The organism is Bacillus sp. V5-8f (assembly GCF_002863565.1).
Lineage (GTDB): Bacteria > Bacillota > Bacilli > Bacillales > DSM-1321 > Peribacillus.
Map to the genome: position 1 here is coordinate 1 of NZ_PGUW01000028.1, position 21,392 is coordinate 21,392.

The window sequence follows — 21,392 nt, forward strand, 5'->3', positions numbered from 1 at the left end:
GGAAGCAAGCTTCCGAAAATCCGCTCGACTTGCATGTATTAGGCACGCCGCCAGCGTTCGTCCTGAGCCAGGATCAAACTCTCCGAAGAAATGTTTGAATAGCTCACTTGCACATGGATGTGCTGGCATCGACGTTGTCACAGGACGTGACGAACTTAGTCGATGATTCTATGTTTTAAAGTGTTTGCTCACTATTAAAAAACGTTGGCGCTTTGTTTTGTTCAGTTTTCAAAGAGCAATCTGCCGCTGTTTCATAAGCGACTTTGTTAATATACCACTTTCACAGCTATGATGTCAACTCTTTTTATTGTTTTTTACATTAAATTACGTTGACCTGCTGTGTGTTTACGATAATATCATCATTTACACAAGGAAGTCAACAAATGTTTATAACTTTATACTGTTATTTTTTGGAATAAAGAAAAAGAGCAGCAAACCTAAACGGTTTAGCTGCCCTGATCTCTGGTGCTTCCTTATTGAATAGTAATAATATTCTCCTCTTTACTATCTACCTTGCCCGTTTTCTCAAGCTTCACTTGCTCTCCCTCTTTGAGGTTCGTGAAAACAATTGGCGTCATAATGGAAGGTGCGTTATTTTTCACGTAGTCCAAGTCAACCTTTAATAATGGTTGTCCTTTTACTACCTTATCGCCCTGTGCAACAAGCGCTTCAAATCCTTTTCCTTCTAATTTCACGGTATCAATACCGACATGGATGAGGATTTCACGGCCTGCTTGAGATTCGATACCAAGGGCATGCTTCGTTGGGAAAAGATTTACGATTGTCCCATCTACAGGGGAAACAATTAGTCCATCCTCTGGCTCAATCGCAAAACCATCACCCATCATCTTTTGAGAAAATACAGGATCCGGAACTTCCGTTATCGGCTTGATTTCACCTTTAATCGGCGACACAATCGTTTCATCTTTTTTCTCAACTGTTTGTGCAGCTTCCGGAACAACGTCTTCAATTTGTTGTTCTACTTTTTTCTCTTGAGAAGGTTTAACAGCTCTTGGCTTTTTACCGGACATAATATCTTTCATTTGTCCTTTTATCGTCTCGGAGCGCGGACCGAAAATTGCTTGAATGTTGTTCCCCACTTCAAGCACCCCTGCCGCACCAAGTTTCTTCAATCTATCTTTATCCACGTCTTTTACATCATTTACTGATACGCGAAGACGTGTAATACAAGCGTCAAGGTGAGCAATATTTTCTTGTCCGCCCATTGCATCAAGAATATCGCCAGCTAGACTTCCAGCTTGTGGAGCTTGTCCTTCGTCTTCAGCCTCTTCGGATTCCAGCTCGCGTCCAGGTGTTCTTAGGTTGAATTTGCGAATCGCAAAACGGAAGCCAAAATAATAAATGACAGCTAATACAAGACCAACAGGTATAACTAACCATGCATTTGTCTGCGGGTTAATAAGACCGAAGAGAATATAGTCGATCAAACCGCCCGAGAATGTCATACCGATTTTTACATCTAGTAAGTGCATAGTCATAAAGGATAATCCCGCAAATACCGCGTGGATTGCAAATAAAACTGGAGCGACAAACAAGAATGAAAACTCTAATGGTTCAGTGATACCAGTTAAGAATGAAGTTAATGCAGCTGATGCCATAAGACCGCCGACAACCTTCTTTTTTTCCGGACGGGCTTCATGATAAATGGCAAGGGCCGCTGCTGGAAGACCAAACATCATGAACGGGAATTTACCTGTCATAAATGTTCCAGCAGTTAAATTTTGAACACCATCTTTAATTTGGTTCATAAAGATTGCCTGGTCACCTTTTACGATTTGTCCAGCTTCATTTGTATAGCTGCCGAATTCAAACCAGAACGGTGAGTAGAAAATATGGTGAAGACCAAATGGAATTAATGATCTTTCAATCAATCCAAAGATAAACGCGGAAAGCGTAAGGTTCGCCCCTAACATATTTTCCGAGAAAGTATTAAGACCATGCTGGATTGGCGGCCAAATTACAATCATAATCAATCCTAATAACACTGCACTTGCAGCCGTAACGATCGGAACAAAACGTTTACCTGCAAAAAACCCTAAATATGATGGTAGTTCAATTTCAAAAAATCTGTTATACATATACGCCGCAATTATACCGACGATAATACCGCCAAAAACACCTGTAGAAAGGGTTGGGACACCAAGTACACTTGAATATTCCGTACTGTTCTTTACAGCATCTGCATCAATCCCCAGTACTGTACCCATTGTAACATTCATGATTAGATAACCGATAATGGCTGCTAATCCGGCCACGCCATCTCCACCAGCTAGGCCAATCGCAACCCCAACCGCAAATAATAAGGCAAGGTTACCAAAGATAATATTTCCCGCATTCTCCATTACAGAAGCAACCATTTCAACACCGCCATTATTTAAAAACGGAGCGATATCAAGTAGGGTTGGATTTTGTAGAGCATTACCAAATGCAAGCAGGATACCTGCTGCAGGCAAAATGGCTACCGGCAGCATCAGGGCTTTACCGACTTTTTGCAAAACGCCAAATAGTTTCTTAAACAAGGTCAACAACCTCCTAAATTTATTTTCAGAAAACCGATAAAGCGGTTACATCGCAACCAATATAAAAGGCATAAGCAAAGAAGGCGATGAATGGCATATGGGTATACTATACCCTTGGTAAGCCAAATCAATTACCTTTCTTCACTTATGCCTGATCGAATCAGTAACACGTAAAGTAAACGGTTAAAAAATTATTTAATTTTCTTTTGCAAGCGTTGAAGATGCATGGTCAGGTATACAGCTTCTGCATCATATACTGGCCTTTTCAGAGCCTGCTGCATAATCTTTATCAGTTTCCATGCCAAAGTATAACACACAGGGTAGGTTTGTTTCAATAGCAAAGTTATATTTTCCGGTTCCTCGACTTTTTCTCCTGATATAATTCGTTCAATTGTAAAGCGCAAATGGCGGATTAGCCTCATATAATCGACGCTCTCTTTATCTATTGAGGTTTGGAATTGCTCTTCAATTACATTAATAAGATGTGTCACTAATTGGGAATGTTGATTTACATCTGATAGCTCTTTATTGGTAATGGCACTATGGATATGTAACGTAATAAACCCAATTTCACCTTTAGGCAAGTCAATACCGGTTTTTTCTTTTATAATTTCGACAACTTCACGAGCGACCCCGTATTCGAATGGATACAGATTGATGGTTTCCACCAGGAAGGGATTTTTGATTTCCATTCCTTTCAGCAAACGGTTCATAGCAAAGACTAAGTGGTCTGTCAGCCCCACATGTATATGTTCGTTAAGTGCTTCCGACACTTTGCCGCTAATATGCTGAATCCCTTCAATAATAGCGGAATGAACCTTTTCATCTAATTCCGGAATTAGTTTTTTATAATTCTCCTGTTCCTTTTCACTCTTCAACACGAACATCTTTTCGGCAAGCTCTTTTGGAATTTCGTCGTCTTTTTTTCGATTAAACCCGATTCCTTTGCCGATGAGTATCACTTCTCCGTGAGAAGGATGATCGGTAATGACCACATTATTATTTAAGATTTTCTTTATAGTAAAGGGCGCCATATTTAATACCTCTTTGCATATTAACATTTACAATAATCTTTAGCTTCCCTTTAATGTTAGTAAAGTAAACAGGCCAAAGCAAATAATAAGAAACGATAAAAAATCTCTCGCCTGGGTTGTTGAGAAGTAAAAACTGGGCAGCAACAGTTGATTTCTTTTTTTCCTAGCTTGTTTAACCGGACATTAAAGAGGTTATCAACAACTTTTTACTCTTATCGAGAATTAATAGATTATATCAGCATATTTCAGTTTTTATCAATATATCATGGAGTCCTATCAACAAATTAGCGCCGCTATCCAGAATTCAGCTGCTTACGACCAAGGTACTGCGTTGGCTTCAGTGTAAAAAATGGATGAACAACCCCTGTACTTACAGTAGGAATAGAAAGAAGAAGTTGATCGCAAAGAGACAAAAGCTACCCTCCCAGTTAACAACAAAAAGGGATCCCTAGAAAGAGATCCCAATTTTTAACTGCTATTCCACTAAGAAAATGAAGTAACAAAGGAATACTACAAACAAGAAATACATAAGCGGATGAACTTCTTTTGCTTTTCCTTTCACTATCATAGTGATCGGATAGAAAACGAATCCAATAGCAATACCTGTCGCAATACTGTATGTCAGAGGCATGGCAATAACGGTAAAAAATGCAGGAACAGCAATTTCAAAACGGTCCCATTCGATATTTTTCAAGGATGCAACCATCAATACACCAACTACGATTAAAGCAGGTGCAGTAACCGCAGCAGTTACAACGGATAATAACGGGAAGAAAAATAATGATAATATAAACATTACTGCAACAACAATTGCTGAAAATCCTGTTCGGGCACCCGCCGCAACACCAGCTGATGACTCAACATACGAGGTAGTCGGCGATGTACCAAGAATCGCTCCAACAACAATGGACATGGAATCTGCAAAAAGTCCTTTTCCGGCGCGAGGAAGTACGTCCCCCTTCATCAGACCAGCCTGATTGGCTACCGAAATCAATGTTCCAGCTGTATCAAAGAATGCCACAAACAGGAATGTGAGAACGACAACCAGCATTTGAAGGTTAAAGATATCTGCAGGGTTCGAGAACGCCTCAAACGCAACACCAAAAGTAGGATCAAGGCTTGGAACGGCGCCCACTATTTTTGTTGGCGGATCTATTAAACCGAATATCATTCCTACTACTGCTGTGGCCAGCATACCAATAAATACAGCAGCATTTACGCCTCTAGTTAAAAGCAAAACAGTTATTAATATTCCAAAAATCGCAAGAAGCGTAGTGCCCTTTGTTAAATCTCCAAGACCTACTAAAGTAGCATCGTTATTTACGATAATTCCGGCACTTTGGAATCCTATGAACGCTATAAATAAACCAATACCTGCACCAACCGCGTGTTTGAGCTGGACAGGAATTGCATTAATAATTTTTTCACGGAAGCCGGATAACGATAGCAATACAAAAATGACACCAGCTATTAGAACACCGGTCAATGCAGTTTGCCAAGGGATGCCATAAGTCAAAACTACAGTGAAGGCAAAAAATGCATTAAGCCCCATTCCCGGCGCAAGCGCAATTGGAAATTTTGCTATCAAGCCCATCATGAGTGACCCAATTGCAGCAGCCAATGCCGTAGCGACAAAAACTGCGCCATAATCCATCCGAAGTTCATCAGGAAAATCCTGAACGCTATTTAATGTCAAAGTCAGCGGATTGACGACCAAAATGTAGGCCATAGATAAAAAGGTTGTTAATCCACCTATGAATTCACGGCGGTAGTTCGTGCCGAGTTCATCAAACTGAAAATATTTCTTCATACTCCTATTCTCCTCCAAATGTTCGACGAATATAAGAAAAGGCCCCGTACCAACCGGAACGGGGCCTGACTATAGTATGCATGAAGGAGAGGCAACATATACAACTGGCCTCCCCTTACTTGCATCGTAGTCAAGCTGTTCACGGCAGCCTGGTAGAAACTTTTGGGCCATATCCCCAATATTATACGAAGAATCATTTTATAGATATTATTTAAGAACATCATTAGTCTAACATTGGAGAAAAATGTCGTCAAGATAAAACACGAATGTTTTCTTAAAAAACAAAGAAATTATTCGTAAATAAAATTGAATTACCTTATTCCCATTCAATCGTTGCAGGTGGTTTGCTTGTTATATCATAAACAACACGGTTAATATGATTTACCTCGTTCACGATTCGTGTCGAAATGACTTCCAACACATCCCAAGGAATTCGTGCCCAGTCGGAAGTCATGCCATCTATGGATGTAACAGCACGGATACCGATTGTATAATCATACGTTCTCGCATCCCCCATCACTCCGACACTGCGGATGTCAGGAAGAACAGTGAAATACTGCCAAATATCGCGGTCTAGTCCCGCCTTTTTAATTTCTTCACGAAGAATCGCATCAGATTCCCGTACGATTTCTAGCTTATCCTCTGTTATAGCACCTAACACACGAATGCCTAGTCCTGGACCCGGGAATGGCTGTCTCCAGACAATTTCATCCGGAATGCCCAGTTCAGTTCCTAACGCTCGGACTTCATCTTTAAAAAGGGTGTTTAACGGTTCAATTAGCTTAAATTGCATATCTTCCGGAAGCCCGCCGACATTATGGTGTGATTTAATGGTTTGTGCCGTTGCAGTTCCACTTTCAATGATATCGGTGTAAAGAGTGCCCTGAGCAAGGAACTCGATGCCTTCAAGCTTTGTCGCTTCATCATCAAATACGTAAATGAACTCGTTGCCGATAATTTTGCGTTTTTTCTCAGGATCCGAAACGCCTTCCAGCTTAGAAAGGAACCGTTCCTTCGCGTCCACTTTAATAACGTTCATATGGAAGCCTTCGCTGAACGTTTTCATAACGCTGTCCGCTTCCCCTTTACGGAGCAATCCGTGATCGACAAAGATACAGGTTAGTTGGTCTCCAATTGCCTTATGAATTAGCACGGCGACTACGGAAGAGTCAACACCGCCGCTTAATGCACATAGAACTTTCTTGTTACCAACTGACTGACGGATTTTTTCCATTTCAATTTCAATAAAGTTTTCCATCGACCAGTCGCCTGTGCATCCGCATACCTCAAATACGAAGTTCTTTAACAATTCATTTCCATATACAGAATGGCGCACTTCAGGATGGAATTGGACGGCATATAATTTTCTTGCCTCATCGCTCATGGCTGAAATTGGGCAAGATGGGTTCGTTCCATCCACAGTGAAGCCGGGAGGAGTTTCAACCACAAGATCGCCATGGCTCATCCAGACAACCTGTTCCTTCGGCAGCTCATGAAAAAGCTTTGAGTCGTTCTGGACCGTCAAAGTAGCTTTCCCATATTCCCGGTTTTTAGCAGGTTCTACCTCACCGCCAAAATGCTTGGCCATCAGTTGCATGCCATAACAAATCCCTAAAATCGGCAGACCCAATTCAAAGATCCTCTCATCACAGCCAAAAGCAGATGTATCGTAGACGCTGTTTGGACCACCGGAAAAAATAATACCAGCTGGATTCATTTCTTTAATTTCTTCAGCTGTTAACGTATGAGGATGAAGCTCGCTATAGACTCCAAATTCACGAATCCGGCGCGTTATTAATTGATTGTATTGGCTACCGAAATCAAGCACTACGATCATTTCCTGGTTTTGCAATTCTGTTTTCCCCGGCACTGTTGACACCTCTCCCTTAATAAAACGAATATAACTATTGATAGTATGCGAAATAAAATACAAAAAAAGCCAGAAATCCACCTTCCAAAAAATAAAAGCAGAATTCTAGCATACGCATTGAATTAATTCTGCCTTCATAGTCAAATCATTTACGGTGATTCGGTAGAAACTTTCGATCCATATTATCGAGGATATATGAAGGTAATGCAGGAAGGCAAAAACGCCACCCCACTGTAATTTTTAAAATAACAAGAATGAACCAATTGTACCAACAGACTAAAAACCTGGTCAAGAGATTGTCTTTTTAATTAAATTTTCCCACAATTTACGATTTTGTTCCCATTCTCCAGAACTTAGGTCTCCACGGTAAATGTGCTTCTCATAGCTTCGGGTTATTTTGCCCATTTCACCAGAATGGAAATAGGAGTCAACGTGTTCAGCATATTCCCGTAATGTCTGCCCCTCCGGACGCTTTAACCCGATCCTGTTCAACTGTCTCAATAATATCAGATAAGCCTTGGTAAAACTCTGTTCATCCGCTTTTCTTTTGTATACCATAATCAAAAGATTAGGGAGCCACCTCCCCCTGAACTTGTAGATAAGCAGGCACACAAGGAGCATAGCCCCGGTGAAAATCCACAAGGTTTTCCAGTGACTGGTGAACCAATTGGACTGGTGGTTTGATTCAGGCTGTGTTGCATTCTCTTTTGAGGCTTCCTCTTCTTTAGTAGGAGCAGGCTTTGTAGCAGCCTGAGGCGTTTGATTGTTTTGCTGTTGTTGAGTAAGTGCAGCAGCTGCCTCAGTTGAACCATCGTAAAAGTTCGTCATATTGGTAAATCCTTTTGTCGGCTCAAAAGGAACCCAACCGACATTCGGGAAAAACACCTCTACCCATGAATGGGCGTTATTATTTGTGACTTCATAAACAGTATTGCCGTCATAGCTGACTTGCGTCCCTTCTGTATACCCCTTCGTCCACCTCGCGGGTATATCAATGGAGCGCAGCAGCATAACCATAGCTGTAGAAAAGTTATCGCAATAGCCCGTTTGTGTTTCAAACAGAAACTGGTCGACATAGTCCTGTGTTTCTTCTGGATAAGGGATGTCATTCTGGTCATATACAAAATCCCCGCTGTCGAAATAATCCTCAATTGCTTTTGCTTGGTCATACCAATTTTCTTTACCCGCCGTGATCTCTTCTGCAAGCTGTTTCACACGATCAGGAAAAGCGGTTGGGATTTGTGTATATTGGTTCATGAATTCAGGGCCCATATTGATTCCGTCTCTCATATTCATCTTTCTCATTTCATTAATATCAAACCTGGGCATTGAGTACGTCAGCTCTACCCTCCTAAGCTTTAACGCTCCTCCTGCTTCATTGAAGGATGTAATACGCTCCGTGTTAAAATAGTAACGGTATACCTCTCCTGTAGGTGAATCTATTAGATTCACGCTTGAAGATTCAGGATACGGCACATGAGTGTATGGAAGATCCACAGAAATATCCGCCTGTAAATCTACTTTATTAACCCCCGGAGGTAATACCGTTCCACCTGAAAACTCCTCTCCATTTGCAAATTGAGTGTAATGATCATCCTCTTGTGATAATACCCAACCCTTACCAGTATAGAAATCTTTGGATTCAACCTTCCAATAATGGGAGGTAGATGCATTAGCACGAAAAACAACGGTATCATCGTTCCTAAATCCACCGCCAAGCTTCGTATCATCCACTCCATATCCAATCCTGTTTGTTTCCCCGCTTCCTCCAGCCTGTTCCGAATAAGAAGTGATAAATGGCACGGGATCAGGCCACTGCGGACTCAATTTCGGGGCCGCCAACCCGACATAGGAGCTCAATCCAACCATAATAACGAGGGGAATGATCCATTTTCTCAGGGAGGGAACCGAAATGGTCAGCTTTTCCTGAGAAGATAGCCTGAAAAGGGTCAAAAAACCGATTGCGCTAAATCCTATGCCAATAAGGCGCACAATGGCAAAAGAAGCATCGTACTCCGTAAAAGTGTCCAATACTGAAATAACGACCACAGTAACAATAAAGAATAGAAAGATGTTTTTTTTGACCGTAATCCAGTAATGCAGCAAATAGGTGATAAGCCAGAGGAGAATAAACACAAGCAGAGTTTGGAATTCAAAAGAAATCTCCAGGAACCGGGCCTTAAATAACAACGACACATCACTTGCAAATTCTCCAAAGAGATCAGTAAGCCACGTAGCATTATAAATAGAGGTTTCATAATATAGCTGATGCAACGAAAACCCAAGAAATACTAACAATACAATATAACGCAGCCATATCTTGACCTGGAAATAATGAAGGACCATTGAGAGCGCCATAAAAATGATAAACGGTTTAATATTGTTCGTTTCAGTCAACTCTTTGACGGGCCTGATCCATTCCCAAAGCATGAAAAAACCAAACGCATAGAGTACAAGCTGAACCAAGGAATCATATTTTCTTGATTCAATCATTGGGCCACCACCTCTGATATACCACCCTCGAGTATTCCTTCTTCAATATATTTCACAATGATTCCACTTGCTTTTGCAAATTCCCGAGCGGTTTTTTCCTCCTTCGATAACGAATTGTTCTTCACAAATAAAATGGTGATAGACTGTCCGGTTTTTGAGCGTCCGGCTGCCTCAACTGTTTTTCTTGACAAATTGCTAGTAATGATCACCAAAGAAGCATTGGGGGCAACAGCACCCAAAACATTTCTCTCAAAAAAACTGTTTACTGGGACAGACGCAGTTGGCTCCGCCTTCGCCAAACTATAAAATATTTTCTTTTTTTGAAGCTCACCGCCACGAACGGGCAGAACTTCCCCGCTCAAACTCGTTCTATAAAAACCGAACTGGATTCCCTTTTTATGAATGGAATGGACAAAAGAAGCAGCATAGCTAACCATGGCTTCAAATTGTTTGGAAGGGGACTCATCTAAAACAAGGAAAATGTCATGGCTTTTCGCTTCCTCAAATTCTTTTGTCATGATGTCATTTTTTTTCGCGGTCGCCTTCCAATTGATCCAGGAAAGCTGGTCACCGGGCTGATAGTCCCTTACTCCAGAAACAATAGATTGTTCCCGCTGCAAACGATTTGTTATTCCCGCCTGTCCCTGACCAAACAAATGGTCCAACTGTTTATAGGAAAGCTCGGAGTACACCGGGTATACAAGCAGCCGTTCAGGGAGGTCAAACATGACTTCCTTTTCGAATAATCCAAGAAAGTCGCCTGTTTTCACCCGAATCCCTTCAAAGAAGTGTTCGCCACGAGGAAGATTTTCAAGCGTGTAATGGAGCGAAAAACTCTTTTTCAACCAAGGAAACACCAATGTTTTGTTTTTTCCTGGCATCGTTCGTTCCAGCTGAGCCGGCAGCTTTTCTTCAACGAGCAGGAAAAATAGTGGAAACCTGTTTTTTCGGCTGATCAAGATGGTAACCTCGACTCGATCACCTGCTCTGGTTTCCCTCTTTTTAAGAGTTCTTTCGATATCAAACTGATTAACAGGATAAATAAACAGGATGGTTGAATAAATGGCAAAAGGGAGAAAACTGTAGAAAAGGAACCAGCTCACAAATCCGCCCTGAAACATGGCAAAAACAAATGAAAGGGCAACGAGAGTCAGCAGACCGGCCAATTTTAAGCTTGTCTTCAGTTTTACCGGAGGGTTAACCATTAACTTTTTCATTATCCGTTCACAAGCCTTTTCACGGGTACCGGAATGTTTGTAATGATTTCGTTCACAACTCCTTCTGCCGTAATTCCTTCATACTTTGCCTCTGACTTTAAGATAATGCGATGGGCAAAAACACTTGGCGCAAGATACTGGACATCATCCGGAAGAATGTAATCTCTCCCCTTCAGGAAGGCGTACGCCTGTGCAGCTTTCATTAACGAGATCGACCCTCTTGGGCTTGCTCCTAAATAAACACTTTTATGTGAGCGTGTCCTGGAAGAAAGCTCAACTATATACCGTTTAAGTGTATCGTCCACATGCACAGTCTTCACTTCCTGTTGGAGTTGCCTGAGGTCTTCAAGGGTGATTACAGACTCAAGCTCTTCAATCGGCGCGACATATTGGGTACGGCGCAAAACTTCCATTTCTTCTTCAATATCCGGATATCCCATTTTCATTTTTAATAGAAAGCGGTCCAGTTGAGCCTCCGGAAGTGGGTACGTACCCTCATATTCAATTGGATTCTGGGTGGCCATGACAAAAAAAGGCTTGTCCAGCTGTGTTGTGACACCATCAACTGTTACACTTGCTTCCTCCATGCCTTCAAGCAAGGCAGCCTGTGTTTTGGGCGAGGTCCTGTTAATCTCATCAGCGAGAATGATATTTCCCATGATTGGCCCTGGCCTAAATATAAATTCCTGCTCTTTCGGGTTATAGATAGAAACGCCAGTGACATCAGAAGGCAAGAGGTCTGGAGTGAATTGAATCCTTTTAAATGAAGCACTGATCGATTTGGCCAGCGCGCGTACCATCATCGTTTTACCGACGCCAGGAACGTCTTCCAGTAGAACATGTCCTTCAGCAAGAAGAGCAACCAGGCTTAGCTCAGCAATTTCTCTTTTACCAATCATAACTTTTTCAATATTTTCCAAAATCTTTTCTAATCTTGGATGCTTGTCTTCCTGTATCATCTTGATCCTCCTGTTTAAAGGGCATATTTATAAAAATGCATGGTATTCATATTATTCGCTATAAAACTTACAATTTCCTCCAATATTCGATAGGTTACTAGATTACAAAAAGCCGAAACAGCTTAACTCATAGAGAATTTTTGACGGCTTGTAAAACTACTTCCCTACATAAATTTTACCTGACACTAAGCATAACGCAAAAGAAAAGACACTCCCAAAAATACCAAATTTTAATCTGGTGCATTCGGGAGTGCCACACTCTTTATTTTGTTTTTATCCCTGCCGATTTGGTGCCTTGGTATCCCCCTTGCCCATTTGGGGAACAAGGAACAGGAACAAACAAACGGCTGCGATCACAGCTATAATCCCTAACACAATGGTCAGGTTCAGAATAAACCCATTGTCCTCTTCCGTTTTATTTGAACTGGAGAGCATTTTACTTTGTGAGCTGAATAATTCGAGTTGCTCCGCTTTTGCCTTAATTGTGTTGTTATCTGCAGAGGAAGATTGGAAAAGCCCATGACGGGCAGATTCAAAGAATAAATTTTCCCCTTTAATAAACGTAAGAGATTTTTGTTCCTCCGGTAAAGATTGCTTCTTTTCAAGCAGTGATTCTTCATGGAAATAGTCGGTTTGCAGGTCAATCTCTTTTTCTTTATATTGATTTGGTTTTACGGTAGATTTTTCTTCTGCACTTCCTATTCCTGGAAGGGCCATGATACATAGCGGCAGTAAATAGTATGCTATGCTTCTTTTACCCTTCATGTGCTGCCTCTCTTTTTATAATCGCCCGGTTCCTTATATACGGTATAGAAGCTGCAATTATTGCTGTTATGGCAAGGACCGCTATAGCCGGTACAAAGGAGGCCGAATCGCCGTATTGAATCGACATGTATACGTCTGTAACGGGATGCTGGACATTAAAATTCGGCATAATTAAATCCAAAAGCGGCGTCGTAAAGAATAAAATCAGCGCAATTGCAAGTATACTTCCGACAAACGGTCCAATGTAGAATGACATTCGGACAATCGCCGAACAGACAAATAACAGAAGCACGGTGAATGCGGTCCATTTCAAAGCCTCCATATCTTCCAGAGGATAGATCCTCAGGCCATAAATACTGATGATTAAGCCCACGATAAAATTCAGCAGAGTAAATAATGCCGCATGCACAAGAGGTGAAACATTTGAATAAAGATGAAGGAAAAACCCATTCAACAATCCACTGATCAAAATGATAACAAGCATGATGATCGGTGGTGTATAGTCTGTCTTTTCCTCTAGTACATCCCCGTTAATTTGAACTGGATTGGCAAGATAATCATATACATATCCATTTTGTTGGTCATCCACCAAGGTATTGTTCAGGACATTATATACATCCTCTTTTATTTTTTTCGTGGACTCTACATTCATTGCCCAGTTTGTGTTAAGGTCGTCTGCCCGCTTCTGTACCGAGCCCACCTTTGCTTGCAGATCATTTGTATATTCCGTCACCTGGGTCTGGCGTTCGCCAAGTGAGTTGACAAGGCCTGTTATACTCTTTAGGTTGCCAGCTGTACTGTCCTGCACGGCAACCAGAATTTCACCATTGAGATCATCCACGGGAGACTGTTCGATTTCAGCAACCTGAGTATTTTCCACTAGATTAGCCGTTACCAAACCGGCATTTTCCTGGATTGATTCAAGCTCAGCCAGGATCTCCTGCTGTTCTAAGATGACGTTTTCGTCGTATTGGGCGATAAAATCAGATACTGTTCCTGCAAAAGTGCTGAAGTCATCCTGGACACCCAAAATCTTGCTTGAATTTGTTTTAAGCCCTTCTACTGTTGTTTCCAGTGTTTTGTTAAAATTTTCTTCAATTTCTCCAAGCTGTTCCTGATTCTGAACAATATCATCAATTAGTTTATCTTCAGGATTCGAAGACTTTTGGATAGCATCCTGGTAAGAGGTGAGCACGCCGTGATAAAGCATAAGTTTTTCAATATCGGTACTTGGAATATCTACATGAAAGAACTGAGCTAATGTACTTTTCCTGCGTTCCGATAAATGTGGCGATGCAAGAATGTCTTTTTCCGTTGTAAGGATTTCCCTCATTATGTCCTCTGCAGGATTTACAGGATTTAAATTTTTCAGCTTGTCCTCCAACATTTTAAGCAATTCTTTATAGTCGATAATCAGTTGTTCTTGCGTAGCGGCTTGTTGTACTACTTGCCCTTCCACTGTCTTAATGCTGGCTTCAAGGTTAGCGATTGTTTTATTGATCTCGGCCCAATTCTCTGGCTGTTGTTCAGGGTTTATATTCGCTACATTTTTTTGAAGCAAGGATACCTGTTCTTTTAAGCCATCTAACGTGACCTTGCTGGCTTTTGCGGCATGAGATACCTCGATATCAGGCGTTGAACTGGTTGGGTTTGAATTCTCGGAAGCGTTTTGTAAACTTTTCCTTGCTTCAATAAGCTCTAGTTGAAGGTCATCCAATAGAGCAATATCTGATTGTTCCTTAAACTTCTTCATTAATTCTTTTTGAATTTGTAACACTTCATCAAATTGTTCGCCGACCTTTGTTTCTTCAATTTCCTTGGTTAAGGCATCTAGCGAAGCATTGCTTTCGCTAATTTTTTCCGACAGAACGTCTACACTTTGCTCCAAATTGTTTCCATGGAGAGTAAACTCCGGTTTTGGATCATCCTGTTTTAGTACAACTGATTGTACCCCTTCGGATAACGTCGATTCATAGTTATTGATGCCATCTTGAACTAGTTGTTGATTTTCCGTGGAGGTTTTTTGAAACAATTCCACTTGTGTTTCCTGATACTCCTTATATAGGTTCACATCTTCTAAGAAGGAATTCACTTCAGCTTTTGCCGCTTCGATTTCTCCCACTGTTTCATTGGAAGTCCTTCCGGCGTCTTTTGTAGAAGCAAATACGCTTTCGAGCATTTTTTTGTGCTGCTCGATTTCTCCTGCAAGCTTTTCAGAACTCGGAGTGTAAAAATTGTACATGGTTGTCTGGAAAGCAATTTCTTTTTCCAATATGTTGTCAAACTTCTTACGGATATCATCAACTGACTGAGAAACATAACTCCAATATAACGTGGAGATTTTTTTGTTCATTTTATTTTTGGCGATTTCAAGTTCCTTTTGCACTCTTTCCAAGTTTTCTGCATTTAGATTCGTTTGAATTTTGTAATGAACTCCTGCCTTCACTGGCTCCGTTTCATTAAACGTCAAAATACTTTTCGAAAAGTCTGAAGGAAAATAAATGACGGCATCATATTGGTTATTCTCCAAACCCTTTTCTGCCGTATTACGGTTTACGACGAACCAGTCATAACCTGACTCTTCATCAAGTATTGCGGCTACTTCCTTCCCAAAGGCTTGCGGTTTTTTTGCATAGGCTGTTTGCACATCTTCGTTCACAATCGCAATGTTTCTAGTTGCCGTTTCCTGCTTTTTCATTGGATCATGTCCAACATACGTAAAGAAAAGAATGGGAAGCAGTATAATGACAATCATTTTTCCAATGATCGATATTGGTTTCATTTTTTCCAGCATTGCCTTCACCTCTTTCTTTAGTGATTTTGCGGGATTTGAATCTTACTTTCCCTTCCATTTAGGACGTAGTATCCATACCCCGGCTGAATCTCTTCTTCTTTTCTTGTGTAAGGAAGAGTAAACAAGCTTTGTTCTGATTTTTTCATAAGAAGCACAGCCTGCCTGATTTGTTTAATTTCATTAGTAAACGAATCGAAGCCCTTCATGTACTCGTTGGCATTTCCGCTGACAATCAGACTGAAGCCTAAATGGCTGTACTGCTTAATTAGAGCCGTCATCTTATCCTGAATCTTAGCGTCTACGTTTTGCTGGAACCTTGAAATACTATCAATTACAAAAACGACAGATTCATATGGATCCTGTTTGGTTTGGCCCAGGCGGGTGGTTTCTAAATAATCCTTTTCCCTTTCCTCAAAAATGGAAGAAATGTAATTCAGCCAATCCGTTATTTGTTCCTTCGTATCCATATAATTTACTTTTTCATTTGCAGCGTAAGATGAAAGTCCCCGATCGACCGCGTCAAACACTCCAATTTCCACTGTCTCATTTGCCAATAAAGAATCGATGATTACCCTGAGTACATTGGTTTTACCTTTTCGGGATTGTCCAACAACAATACAGTGTGGATTGGACTTAATATCGATTTGTACAGGGCTGACACTCTCCTCATCCAACCCGATTGGTATAAGGCCTGACCCATAACCAGGTGTGAGGTACTGCCGGTAACCCGCCATATCAAGCCGCGCCGGTAGCATGCGAATGGCAGGCGGCGCCGGGATTCCCTGATACTTCTTTTTCAAACCAGACACTTCTTTTTTCACATTTTCTAACACATCTAAATCGTCGTCTCCATCTGCAGGAAGGTAAACCTGAGCAAAATAGGTCTCATCTTTTTTTATCATAGCCCTGCCCGGAACCGGTTCATGTTCAAAAGGAGATCTTCCAAGGATCGAATACCCTTCCGAGCTATCCATTAAGTAATGGACAATTTTCGTCTTCAGGTTATTCATAAGCGGCTGGCGCATCGAGTTGATCCTTGTCGCCGTAAAAATCATGAAAATCCCGAGCGACTGTCCATCACGTGCGAATTGGGTGAACTGGGGTTCTAGATCCGGCATTTCTTCTTTTGCAAGGTCAAAATTATCAACAGTGAGAAAAATAATTGGGAGCTTGTTCGGACTTAGGGAATTGTACATTTTAATGGTGCTTACCTCTTTATCCGTGAAAAGCTGTTTTCGCCTATCTATTTCCGCCTTAAGGAAGATCATGAATTTCTCAATTTTTCGCTGATCATCAATCCTGAAATAATCCCCGGTCTGCGGAAGATTCTTTAGCGGAAGCAATGATCCGTTCCCAAAATCAAACAGGTAATAGTGAAGCACCGCTGGACTGTACCTGCATGCAAAATGTAATAGCAGAGTCATCGCTGTCGAGGATTTTCCGTACCCGGATGAGCCGAAAATTCCGATATTTCCATCTTCAAGCCAATGGTATATATAATGGGACTGACTCTGCTTTTCAGGTTCATCCTTCAAGCCCAGATAAAATTGATCCATCACATCGCTGATTGCCTCCATTCTGGAAATCCGTTCACACAGAGGCGGAAGCCATGGGCTGGCGAGCTTCGTAATATTCATTTCTTTCTGGACGTTAATGATCTGTTGGACGACTGCATCAATCTCTGTCAGCTTTTCTTTTTTCGGTCCTATCGTCTTGGCGGCAATATCGGATACCCTGACAAGGCCGAGGTCGGTTACAAGTGCTACTTCATCTTCTGCCCCCTGGCTATCCTCCAGATAAGGGGCTCCGCTCCAGGCTGACTGGAACAACTCATACACCTCATTGTTGCCTACCTGCAAATAGCCTCTTCCTGTTACGGTAATGTTGGCCGCATCGCTATTTTTCAAAATTTCCTTGCTATCATTAGTATCCTGGACTTTTAGCGAAATCCTGAATTTCGCATTGCTCCAAATTTGATTATCAATTACACCGCCCGGTTTCTGCGTCGCCAGTATTAGATGGACACCGAGGCTTCTGCCGATGCGAGCGGCACTTACAAGCTCTCTGATGAACTCCGGCTCTTCATTCTTAAGCTCGGCAAATTCATCTGAAATTAAGAATAAATGCGGCAGGGGATCCTCTGCTTTGCCTTCTTTATACAGGTCCGTATAATCGTGAATATGATTCACACCGTGCCGGTCAAACAGACGCTGGCGTTTTTTTAGTTCACTATTTATGGAAGCCAGTGCGCGGGTACTGAAGTTTTTGCTCCCTTCAATGTTGGTTATTGTACCGAGCAGATGGGGCATGTTCTTAAATGGCTGGGCCATCCCGCCGCCTTTATAGTCAATCAGCAAAAATGACACTTCATGCGGATGAAAATGCACGGCCAGAGACAGAATATAAGTCTGCAGCAGCTCACTTTTACCCGAACCCGTCGTTCCGGCAAGCAAACCGTGCGGACCATGAGCCTTCTCATGAAGGTTAAGCTCTACTACATCCGTTTTCCCCTTCAGGCCGATTGGGACTGCAAGAGATTGGGACGATTGATTGGTCAGCCAATTCTGTTCTATGGCGAGGTCCTCCACAGCTTGTGCATGATTAAGCTGTAAGAAGGAAACCATCTCCGGTATGGAGTTATTGATCCCTTTTTGATGTTCTAAAGACCTTAGTAGACGAGAGTAACGCTCATTGCCCTCCTTCGAATGCTCATCCAAAGAGAAAGGAATATGGACAGCCTTTCGTTCCTGAATCAGGATCTCGCCCTCGTGTTCATTGATGTACCTCACAATTGTATGGATATTTTCCGTTAAACTCTCTTTTGTCTCAGTCGCAAAAATCGAGGAAATGCCAACTTGGTCTTCTTTTCCTTCTAAGTATTCCATGATCACATGTTCTGAGATCAAGCTTTGGTCAGCGATGATAAACACAAAATGCGGCGTGAATCCGGCTTTTCCTTTTTCCTCATCCAGGTTCCGGTCGCGTAATGTTTGGTAAATCGACGACAACAATTGGTCACGGGTTTGTTCATTGTAAATGAACCCTTTCGCGAATGAATGCGGCAGCTGGAAGTGCGGGAGCCATTTCATCCATTCCCATTCTTTATAATCCTTTTCATGAAATATCGCGACAAATCGGACATCATGGTAGCTGTGGAAAAAGGCAAGCTGGCCAATGATCTGCTGCAGCTCATCTTTTACAATCGACTCCTTCCCGACAAGTCCGATCGCCCCGGTAGATAGCCCGATTGTCAGCGGAACATTGCCCACTTTACGATAGAGCCTTACTAGTTCCTGAGATTGTTCCAGCAAATCATCAATTTCACGATTTGCCATATCACTGCTGCTTACTGCTACTTCATAGTGAGCCGGAACATCCGCCATCCCAATGCGAAGCTGGAGAAAATCCTCGCTTTCGATTGTTCGTTCCCATATCCTGTCGCTGATATGGGAAGCCAGATCTTTCATCCGTTCGAATGCAGGAAAATGATAATGAAGCACTTGCTTTTGTTTATCCGCAAGCTTATGGAGCTCTTCCCGCTTTTGTTCGAGATAGGCAGTGTATACCTGGTGCCTTCTTTCCCGCCGATGTTTTCTATTTTTCTTATCTCTAATATATTGCACGGTCGATGTCACAATACTGGTCAGGAACATGACTAGTGATATCAGGATAAAAATGCCCCGCGGCTGTATAAGGGCGATGATTCCCATGACAATAAGCATGACGAGCGGTGGCAGAATAATCAGCCACAGTCCCCTTTGATAGTGGTCGGATTCCTGGCTGGGAAAAGAAATTGTCACCTTATCATCCGGAAGTTCGTAAATCATTCTTGGCGTCCTTCTGTACACTGGATAATTTTTCTTCATTTCTGAAACGGGAGGCATTATTTGTTGCAGGGAGGTTTCAAAAGGTTTAGCACTTTTAACGACAAGTAAATCGTCTTCTGCAAAGGAAAGCATGATGAAAGGAGAAAAGATGAGATCTCCGTTCTGCAGGACAGCGTGCTTTTTTACTTTTTCCCCATTCAGATAGAGCGGGCCGTTGCCCTTGGTTATCGACCATTTTCCACATAGCCTGCCCAGGGAGAAGTTGCCAGTCCAATTTAATGGTTCGGAAATGGCTTCCTTGCGGATGACTGCTCCAATCTCTCCTGATACGGTGATTTCCTTGTGGTTGCCTACATAATAAGTTTTCTCCTCAGGTGCAGCTGGCAAAAAGATAAGGGTGATATTTTCACCGCCTGTCTTGAAAGAAAACGGTTGATTTGCCTGAAGGAAGCCCAATTGAATATCTCCTTCAAAGATTAGGAATTGATCTTCCTCCCTTGTCCTCTTCAACTCTATAAAACCATGTCTAAATGGGACTGATTGAATCCTAATGGATTCGTTTTGAGAATTCCCAATCGTGATGGAGGATGCCTGGTTCTCTCTTATTGTGTACTGTTGATAGGTTTCTTTATAAAATATCCATAATAGACTCATAAACTCATCTCCTACAAACCGCCCTCGCTTGCCTGCTACTGGGTTCCCTTTGCATTTTCTTGTGCCCTCTCATCTTTAGAAGGCTGACCCTTTTGCTGTTCCGCAGGTACTGGGGCAGATGCTGGTAGTTGCGGTTCAATGTTAGTGGACGGATTCCGATCTTGAATGATTTCCCCGGTACTTTTTCCGCTAGTGGAATCACTATCCTGCTGATCCAGCACTTCCTGTGTTTCAGCCTGCTCTCTTTTATACTCTTTTATCTCATCTTCAGCCTTTTTTAATTCCTGTTCTTTTTCTTCCCCGGAAAGAGTATCGTCCGCTTTCATTGCTTCGACGTGCTTAAGCAAACCGTATACAATCAAATCCCGGTACTCTAGTGATCGAGCAATGTCAATGGCCTCCTCGTTAATTCCGCGCCCAATATAAATCCAGTAAAGGAGATATTGGCTGTCCGTTTGAAGCGTCAGTTCATTTTCGATATTTTTTCTTTGGTAATCATCGAGGTCTTCATTTGTCATGTAGGAATAAGCCAGCTCATATTGAACAACATACGGCATATCTTCAGGATCGTAGTTTTCCAGCAGGTCGATTACCTCGCTGTATTTGTTTTCCATAAAAGATTGCCCGCTATTTACATAGGCATCTTGCTTCGGCTGCAAAAATAAGAGGGAGTAAAGCGAATAAATAAGGGCTGGAAGCAGCAAAACCACCGCGCCAATCAAGGCATAACGCCCAAAGTTCCATTTGTTCAGCGGGATATGTACAAAATCCTTTTCCTGCTTTTCAAGCACTTTTAAATGTGTTTGTATAACCTCCGAAAGATGTTCAATAGAGTTTGCCGCAAAAATTTCCTGAACAGGGTTTGATAGTTTGAGAGTTTGATAATATTGAAAATATTGGTCAAAGCTATGTTGCCCCTCTACGATTACCGAAATGGCAGCTTTGGCCTCCTTAAGAAGCCGTTCCTCATCCTTACTATAAGGCGGGATACTTTCCTTCACTCCATAATGAAGAAAATAAGGTGTGAAGCTCGGGTCAAAAACGATATTTTCCGGACAAATTACCACATTCAGTCTTTCCAATGAATGATTCTTTATCTTCTTAATAAGCTGGTGGGCAAAAATCCATCTCTCAAGCTTGTTCTTCTTTCGTATGTCACGAAATGCAGAAAACGATGCTGGGGGTTGAATCGTAATCTTCACCTCATCATCGGTCACAACTATCTCTTTTTGAAGAATGCCATCAATTTCCCGCACAAGCTGCAGTTCCAACGGATCCTGCATTTTCAGCCGGGCCCTCTGAAAAATAAAGGCATATCCCCCATCTTTCATAATGGTTGCCTCTAGCTGTTTTTCCAAATAAGACCTTTTGTTCTCTTCCATTCCTTTATACTCCTTTGGTCTGGTATACGGGATGCGCCAAAATGCAG

General features: G+C 41.9%; 11 protein-coding genes, 1 rRNA gene and 2 riboswitches. All 12 genes read right to left on the reverse strand.

Annotated features, from left to right (window positions below; translation table 11 throughout):
- Nucleotides 1-89: ribosomal RNA gene (locus tag CUU64_RS21490) — 16S ribosomal RNA — on the reverse strand; the annotation flags it as partial.
- Between the two features lie 384 nt (nucleotides 90-473).
- The gene (gene ptsG, locus CUU64_RS21495) at nucleotides 474-2,540 is read right to left on the reverse strand and encodes a glucose-specific PTS transporter subunit IIBC (protein ID WP_101635712.1); all 2,067 of its coding nucleotides are present in this window, start codon (nucleotides 2,538-2,540) and stop codon (nucleotides 474-476) included.
- 191 nt (nucleotides 2,541-2,731) lie between these two features.
- A complete protein-coding gene (glcT, locus tag CUU64_RS21500) occupies nucleotides 2,732-3,574 on the reverse strand; it encodes a glucose PTS transporter transcription antiterminator GlcT (RefSeq protein WP_101635713.1) in 843 nt (280 codons plus the stop codon).
- Nucleotides 3,575-4,049: 475 nt separating this feature from the next.
- Nucleotides 4,050-5,384, reverse strand: a complete 1,335-nt coding sequence (locus CUU64_RS21505; protein ID WP_101635714.1) for an NCS2 family permease — start codon at nucleotides 5,382-5,384, stop codon at nucleotides 4,050-4,052.
- A gap of 107 nt (nucleotides 5,385-5,491) precedes the next feature.
- A riboswitch (purine riboswitch) is annotated at nucleotides 5,492-5,593 on the reverse strand.
- Nucleotides 5,594-5,700: 107 nt separating this feature from the next.
- Nucleotides 5,701-7,221, reverse strand: coding sequence for a glutamine-hydrolyzing GMP synthase (gene guaA / locus CUU64_RS21510; RefSeq protein WP_180954715.1), 1,521 nt, complete (start codon nucleotides 7,219-7,221; stop codon nucleotides 5,701-5,703).
- A gap of 150 nt (nucleotides 7,222-7,371) precedes the next feature.
- A riboswitch (purine riboswitch) is annotated at nucleotides 7,372-7,473 on the reverse strand.
- Nucleotides 7,474-7,542: 69 nt separating this feature from the next.
- Nucleotides 7,543-9,747: a transglutaminase TgpA family protein gene (locus tag CUU64_RS21515; protein ID WP_101635716.1), complete on the reverse strand. Its 2,205-nt coding sequence runs from the start codon at nucleotides 9,745-9,747 to the stop codon at nucleotides 7,543-7,545.
- Entirely contained in the window at nucleotides 9,744-10,964 is a 1,221-nt protein-coding gene (locus CUU64_RS21520; RefSeq protein WP_101635717.1) for a DUF58 domain-containing protein, read from the reverse strand. The genes CUU64_RS21515 and CUU64_RS21520 overlap by 4 nt, the downstream gene beginning before the upstream one ends.
- Entirely contained in the window at nucleotides 10,964-11,923 is a 960-nt protein-coding gene (locus CUU64_RS21525) for an AAA family ATPase (protein WP_101635718.1), read from the reverse strand. Before CUU64_RS21525 ends, CUU64_RS21520 begins: the two co-directional genes overlap by 1 nt.
- Nucleotides 11,924-12,196: 273 nt before the next feature.
- Nucleotides 12,197-12,688, reverse strand: coding sequence for a type VII secretion protein EssA (gene essA / locus CUU64_RS21530; RefSeq protein ID WP_101635719.1), 492 nt, complete (start codon nucleotides 12,686-12,688; stop codon nucleotides 12,197-12,199).
- Entirely contained in the window at nucleotides 12,678-15,482 is a 2,805-nt protein-coding gene (gene esaA, locus CUU64_RS21535; RefSeq protein ID WP_101635720.1) for a type VII secretion protein EsaA, read from the reverse strand. Before esaA ends, essA begins: the two co-directional genes overlap by 11 nt.
- Before the next feature lie 17 nt (nucleotides 15,483-15,499).
- Entirely contained in the window at nucleotides 15,500-19,963 is a 4,464-nt protein-coding gene (gene essC, locus CUU64_RS21540) for a type VII secretion protein EssC (RefSeq protein ID WP_101635721.1), read from the reverse strand.
- A gap of 35 nt (nucleotides 19,964-19,998) precedes the next feature.
- A complete protein-coding gene (essB, locus tag CUU64_RS21545; protein ID WP_101635722.1) occupies nucleotides 19,999-21,345 on the reverse strand; it encodes a type VII secretion protein EssB in 1,347 nt (448 codons plus the stop codon).
- Between the last annotated feature and the right edge of the window lie 47 nt (nucleotides 21,346-21,392).

What these genes read in the sequence shown, in the direction of transcription:
- CUU64_RS21505 (WP_101635714.1), bottom strand. Translation starts at nt 5,384, where the DNA reads ATGAAGAAATATTTTCAGTTTGATGAACTCGGCACGAACTACCGCCGT.
- esaA (WP_101635720.1), bottom strand. Translation starts at nt 15,482, where the DNA reads ATGCTGGAAAAAATGAAACCAATATCGATCATTGGAAAAATGATTGTC.
- essB (WP_101635722.1), bottom strand. Translation starts at nt 21,345, where the DNA reads ATGGAAGAGAACAAAAGGTCTTATTTGGAAAAACAGCTAGAGGCAACC.
- CUU64_RS21515 (WP_101635716.1), bottom strand. Translation starts at nt 9,747, where the DNA reads ATGATTGAATCAAGAAAATATGATTCCTTGGTTCAGCTTGTACTCTAT.
- guaA (WP_180954715.1), bottom strand. Translation starts at nt 7,221, where the DNA reads ATGATCGTAGTGCTTGATTTCGGTAGCCAATACAATCAATTAATAACG.
- glcT (WP_101635713.1), bottom strand. Translation starts at nt 3,574, where the DNA reads ATGGCGCCCTTTACTATAAAGAAAATCTTAAATAATAATGTGGTCATT.
- CUU64_RS21525 (WP_101635718.1), bottom strand. Translation starts at nt 11,923, where the DNA reads ATGATACAGGAAGACAAGCATCCAAGATTAGAAAAGATTTTGGAAAAT.
- essA (WP_101635719.1), bottom strand. Translation starts at nt 12,688, where the DNA reads ATGAAGGGTAAAAGAAGCATAGCATACTATTTACTGCCGCTATGTATC.
- CUU64_RS21520 (WP_101635717.1), bottom strand. Translation starts at nt 10,964, where the DNA reads ATGAAAAAGTTAATGGTTAACCCTCCGGTAAAACTGAAGACAAGCTTA.
- essC (WP_101635721.1), bottom strand. Translation starts at nt 19,963, where the DNA reads ATGAGTCTATTATGGATATTTTATAAAGAAACCTATCAACAGTACACA.